Source organism: Pseudomonas sp. No.21 (assembly GCF_054558415.1).
The window spans coordinates 1-5,418 of record NZ_BAAJNO010000032.1 but is presented as its reverse complement, the minus strand read 5'-3'; the positions used below and the strand labels follow the sequence as shown (position 1 = coordinate 5,418).

At 52.0% G+C, this 5,418-nt stretch carries 2 tRNA genes and 3 rRNA genes; all 5 read right to left on the bottom strand.

The features are described 5' to 3' along the window. Positions 1-61: 61 nt before the first annotated feature. The 5 genes from rrf to ACYJSS_RS30550 all read right to left on the bottom strand — a co-directional run bounded on the left by rrf (position 62) and on the right by ACYJSS_RS30550 (position 5,246). Positions 62-177, bottom strand: a 5S ribosomal RNA gene (rrf, locus tag ACYJSS_RS30570). Positions 178-308: 131 nt separating this feature from the next. Continuing rightward, positions 309-3,200: ribosomal RNA gene (locus ACYJSS_RS30565) — 23S ribosomal RNA — on the bottom strand. A 234-nt stretch (positions 3,201-3,434) separates the two neighbouring features. Beyond that, positions 3,435-3,510: transfer RNA gene (locus ACYJSS_RS30560), tRNA-Ala, on the bottom strand. Between the two features lie 27 nt (positions 3,511-3,537). Continuing rightward, a tRNA-Ile gene (locus tag ACYJSS_RS30555) sits at positions 3,538-3,614 on the bottom strand. Between the two features lie 95 nt (positions 3,615-3,709). Next, positions 3,710-5,246: ribosomal RNA gene (locus tag ACYJSS_RS30550) — 16S ribosomal RNA — on the bottom strand. The 16S, 23S and 5S rRNA genes sit together here with 2 tRNA genes alongside, the layout of an rRNA operon. Between the last annotated feature and the right edge of the window lie 172 nt (positions 5,247-5,418).

The following is a 5,418-nucleotide window of genomic DNA, read 5'->3' as shown; positions in this document are numbered from 1 at the left end:
TTTCTGCGGCACAAAGTCAAACCCCCGACCTTCTGTCGAAGATCGGGGGTTTGGTATAGGTGCTTGACGATGACCTACTCTCACATGGAGAAACTCCACACTACCATCGGCGATGCATCGTTTCACTACTGAGTTCGGGATGGGATCAGGTGGTTCCAACGCTCTATGGTCGTCAAGCAATTCGGTTGGGGTATCGTCTGGGACGCGACCCCGAATGGGTATGTGATAAGGCTTTGCAAGTTCTGGCCAATTTTCGGCTAAGTCGACTTCACCTTATAACAACAATCGTCAGATTGTTTGGGTGTTATATGGTCAAGCCTCACGGGCAATTAGTATTGGTTAGCTCAACGCCTCACAGCGCTTACACACCCAACCTATCAACGTCGTAGTCTTCGACGGCCCTTCAGGGAGCTCAAGGCTCCAGTGAGATCTCATCTTGAGGCGAGTTTCCCGCTTAGATGCTTTCAGCGGTTATCTCTTCCGAACGTAGCTACCCGGCAATGCCACTGGCGTGACAACCGGAACACCAGAGGTTCGTCCACTCCGGTCCTCTCGTACTAGGAGCAGCCCCTCTCAAATCTCAAACGTCCACGGCAGATAGGGACCGAACTGTCTCACGACGTTCTAAACCCAGCTCGCGTACCACTTTAAATGGCGAACAGCCATACCCTTGGGACCGGCTTCAGCCCCAGGATGTGATGAGCCGACATCGAGGTGCCAAACACCGCCGTCGATATGAACTCTTGGGCGGTATCAGCCTGTTATCCCCGGAGTACCTTTTATCCGTTGAGCGATGGCCCTTCCATACAGAACCACCGGATCACTAAGACCTACTTTCGTACCTGCTCGACGTGTCTGTCTCGCAGTCAAGCGCGCTTTTGCCTTTATACTCTACGACCGATTTCCGACCGGTCTGAGCGCACCTTCGTACTCCTCCGTTACTCTTTAGGAGGAGACCGCCCCAGTCAAACTGCCCACCATACACTGTCCTCGATCCGGATGACGGACCAGAGTTAGAACCTCAAGCATGCCAGGGTGGTATTTCAAGGATGGCTCCACGCAGACTGGCGTCCACGCTTCAAAGCCTCCCACCTATCCTACACAAGCAGGCTCAAAGTCCAGTGCAAAGCTACAGTAAAGGTTCACGGGGTCTTTCCGTCTAGCCGCGGATACACTGCATCTTCACAGCGATTTCAATTTCACTGAGTCTCGGGTGGAGACAGCGCCGCCATCGTTACGCCATTCGTGCAGGTCGGAACTTACCCGACAAGGAATTTCGCTACCTTAGGACCGTTATAGTTACGGCCGCCGTTTACCGGGGCTTCGATCAAGAGCTTCGCTTGCGCTAACCCCATCAATTAACCTTCCGGCACCGGGCAGGCGTCACACCCTATACGTCCACTTTCGTGTTTGCAGAGTGCTGTGTTTTTAATAAACAGTCGCAGCGGCCTGGTATCTTCGACCGGCATGGGCTTACGGAGCAAGTCCTTCACCCTCACCGGCGCACCTTCTCCCGAAGTTACGGTGCCATTTTGCCTAGTTCCTTCACCCGAGTTCTCTCAAGCGCCTTGGTATTCTCTACCCAACCACCTGTGTCGGTTTGGGGTACGGTTCCTAGTTACCTGAAGCTTAGAAGCTTTTCCTGGAAGCATGGCATCAACCACTTCATCGTCTAAAAGACGACTCGTCATCAGCTCTCAGCATTAAGCGCCCGGATTTACCTAAGCACTCTGCCTACCACCTTAAACTTGGACAACCAACGCCAAGCTGGCCTAGCCTTCTCCGTCCCTCCATCGCAGTAACTAGAAGTACAGGAATATTAACCTGTTTCCCATCGACTACGCTCTTCAGCCTCGCCTTAGGGACCGACTAACCCTGCGTCGATTAACGTTGCGCAGGAACCCTTGGTCTTTCGGCGTGCGAGTTTTTCACTCGCATTGTCGTTACTCATGTCAGCATTCGCACTTCTGATACCTCCAGCAAGCTTCTCAACTCACCTTCACAGGCTTACAGAACGCTCCTCTACCGCATCACTTACGTGATACCCGTAGCTTCGGTGTATGGTTTGAGCCCCGTTACATCTTCCGCGCAGGCCGACTCGACTAGTGAGCTATTACGCTTTCTTTAAAGGGTGGCTGCTTCTAAGCCAACCTCCTAGCTGTCTAAGCCTTCCCACATCGTTTCCCACTTAACCATAACTTTGGGACCTTAGCTGACGGTCTGGGTTGTTTCCCTTTTCACGACGGACGTTAGCACCCGCCGTGTGTCTCCCATGCTCGGCACTTGTAGGTATTCGGAGTTTGCATCGGTTTGGTAAGTCGGGATGACCCCCTAGCCGAAACAGTGCTCTACCCCCTACAGTGATACATGAGGCGCTACCTAAATAGCTTTCGAGGAGAACCAGCTATCTCCGAGCTTGATTAGCCTTTCACTCCGATCCACAGGTCATCCGCTAACTTTTCAACGGTAGTCGGTTCGGTCCTCCAGTCAGTGTTACCTAACCTTCAACCTGCCCATGGATAGATCGCCCGGTTTCGGGTCTATTCCCAGCGACTAGACGCCCTATTAAGACTCGCTTTCGCTACGCCTCCCCTATTCGGTTAAGCTCGCCACTGAAAATAAGTCGCTGACCCATTATACAAAAGGTACGCAGTCACCCAACAAAGTGGGCTCCCACTGCTTGTACGCATACGGTTTCAGGTTCTATTTCACTCCCCTCTCCGGGGTTCTTTTCGCCTTTCCCTCACGGTACTGGTTCACTATCGGTCAGTCAGTAGTATTTAGCCTTGGAGGATGGTCCCCCCATATTCAGACAAAGTTTCTCGTGCTCCGTCCTACTCGATTTCACTTCTAAGATCCTTTCGCGTACAGGGCTATCACCCACTATGGCCGCACTTTCCAGAGCGTTCCGCTAAAATCAAAGAAGCTTAAGGGCTAGTCCCCGTTCGCTCGCCACTACTAAGGGAATCTCGGTTGATTTCTTTTCCTCAGGGTACTTAGATGTTTCAGTTCCCCTGGTTCGCCTCTTGCACCTATGGATTCAGTACAAGATACCTAGGTTATCCTAGGTGGGTTCCCCCATTCAGAGATCTCCGGATCAAAGTCTGTTTGCCGACTCCCCGAAGCTTATCGCAGGCTACCACGTCTTTCATCGCCTCTGACTGCCAAGGCATCCACCGTATGCGCTTCTTCACTTGACCATATAACCCCAAGCAATCTGGTTATTGTCTCTAACGTGAAGACGACATTCGCCGAAAATTCGCGCTTGAACTCGCAAATTTTACCTTGACTTGATTAATCACCAGTGAAAGAGATTAATCAGTCTACTTCTATCACATACCCAAATTTTTAAAGAACAGTTCTGGCGCAAAGACCAGAAATCAATGCCATTCTCAAGGCACTCATTTCTGAGCTTTCAGCGATTGCAGAGTGGATGGTGGAGCCAAGGAGGATCGAACTCCTGACCTCCTGCGTGCAAAGCAGGCGCTCTCCCAGCTGAGCTATGGCCCCTCGAAGACCTGCCACGCCCATGACAATTGGTGGGTCTGGGCAGATTCGAACTGCCGACCTCACCCTTATCAGGGGTGCGCTCTAACCAACTGAGCTACAGACCCAATCGTCTTACTCTCGGGTCTAACAACCCAATCGCTTTTCGCAAGTGAATCAAGCAATTCGTGTGGGAGCTTATGAAGAAGCTGATGTCTTCGATTAAGGAGGTGATCCAGCCGCAGGTTCCCCTACGGCTACCTTGTTACGACTTCACCCCAGTCATGAATCACTCCGTGGTAACCGTCCCCCTTGCGGTTAGACTAGCTACTTCTGGAGCAACCCACTCCCATGGTGTGACGGGCGGTGTGTACAAGGCCCGGGAACGTATTCACCGTGACATTCTGATTCACGATTACTAGCGATTCCGACTTCACGCAGTCGAGTTGCAGACTGCGATCCGGACTACGATCGGTTTTATGGGATTAGCTCCACCTCGCGGCTTGGCAACCCTTTGTACCGACCATTGTAGCACGTGTGTAGCCCTGGCCGTAAGGGCCATGATGACTTGACGTCATCCCCACCTTCCTCCGGTTTGTCACCGGCAGTCTCCTTAGAGTGCCCACCATAACGTGCTGGTAACTAAGGACAAGGGTTGCGCTCGTTACGGGACTTAACCCAACATCTCACGACACGAGCTGACGACAGCCATGCAGCACCTGTGTCTGAGTTCCCGAAGGCACCAATCCATCTCTGGAAAGTTCTCAGCATGTCAAGGCCAGGTAAGGTTCTTCGCGTTGCTTCGAATTAAACCACATGCTCCACCGCTTGTGCGGGCCCCCGTCAATTCATTTGAGTTTTAACCTTGCGGCCGTACTCCCCAGGCGGTCGACTTATCGCGTTAGCTTCGCCACTAAGATCTCAAGGATCCCAACGGCTAGTCGACATCGTTTACGGCGTGGACTACCAGGGTATCTAATCCTGTTTGCTCCCCACGCTTTCGCACCTCAGTGTCAGTATCAGTCCAGGTGGTCGCCTTCGCCACTGGTGTTCCTTCCTATATCTACGCATTTCACCGCTACACAGGAAATTCCACCACCCTCTACCGTACTCTAGCTCAGTAGTTTTGGATGCAGTTCCCAGGTTGAGCCCGGGGCTTTCACATCCAACTTGCTGAACCACCTACGCGCGCTTTACGCCCAGTAATTCCGATTAACGCTTGCACCCTTCGTATTACCGCGGCTGCTGGCACGAAGTTAGCCGGTGCTTATTCTGTCGGTAACGTCAAAACAGCAAGGTATTAACTTACTGCCCTTCCTCCCAACTTAAAGTGCTTTACAATCCGAAGACCTTCTTCACACACGCGGCATGGCTGGATCAGGCTTTCGCCCATTGTCCAATATTCCCCACTGCTGCCTCCCGTAGGAGTCTGGACCGTGTCTCAGTTCCAGTGTGACTGATCATCCTCTCAGACCAGTTACGGATCGTCGCCTTGGTGAGCCGTTACCTCACCAACTAGCTAATCCGACCTAGGCTCATCTGATAGCGCAAGGCCCGAAGGTCCCCTGCTTTCTCCCGTAGGACGTATGCGGTATTAGCGTTCCTTTCGAAACGTTGTCCCCCACTACCAGGCAGATTCCTAGGCATTACTCACCCGTCCGCCGCTGAATCATGGAGCAAGCTCCACTCATCCGCTCGACTTGCATGTGTTAGGCCTGCCGCCAGCGTTCAATCTGAGCCATGATCAAACTCTTCAGTTCAATACTGCTTGGGTTTTGAGAAAACCCTAAACTTGGCTCAGCAATCGCAAATAAACTCTCGAATTCACGAGTGTTACTTGTGTTGCTGATAATCAGTCGACTACCAGTCTTACATCACAAGCACCCACACGAATTGCTTGATTCAAGTTGTTAAAGAGCAATTTCGATCAAG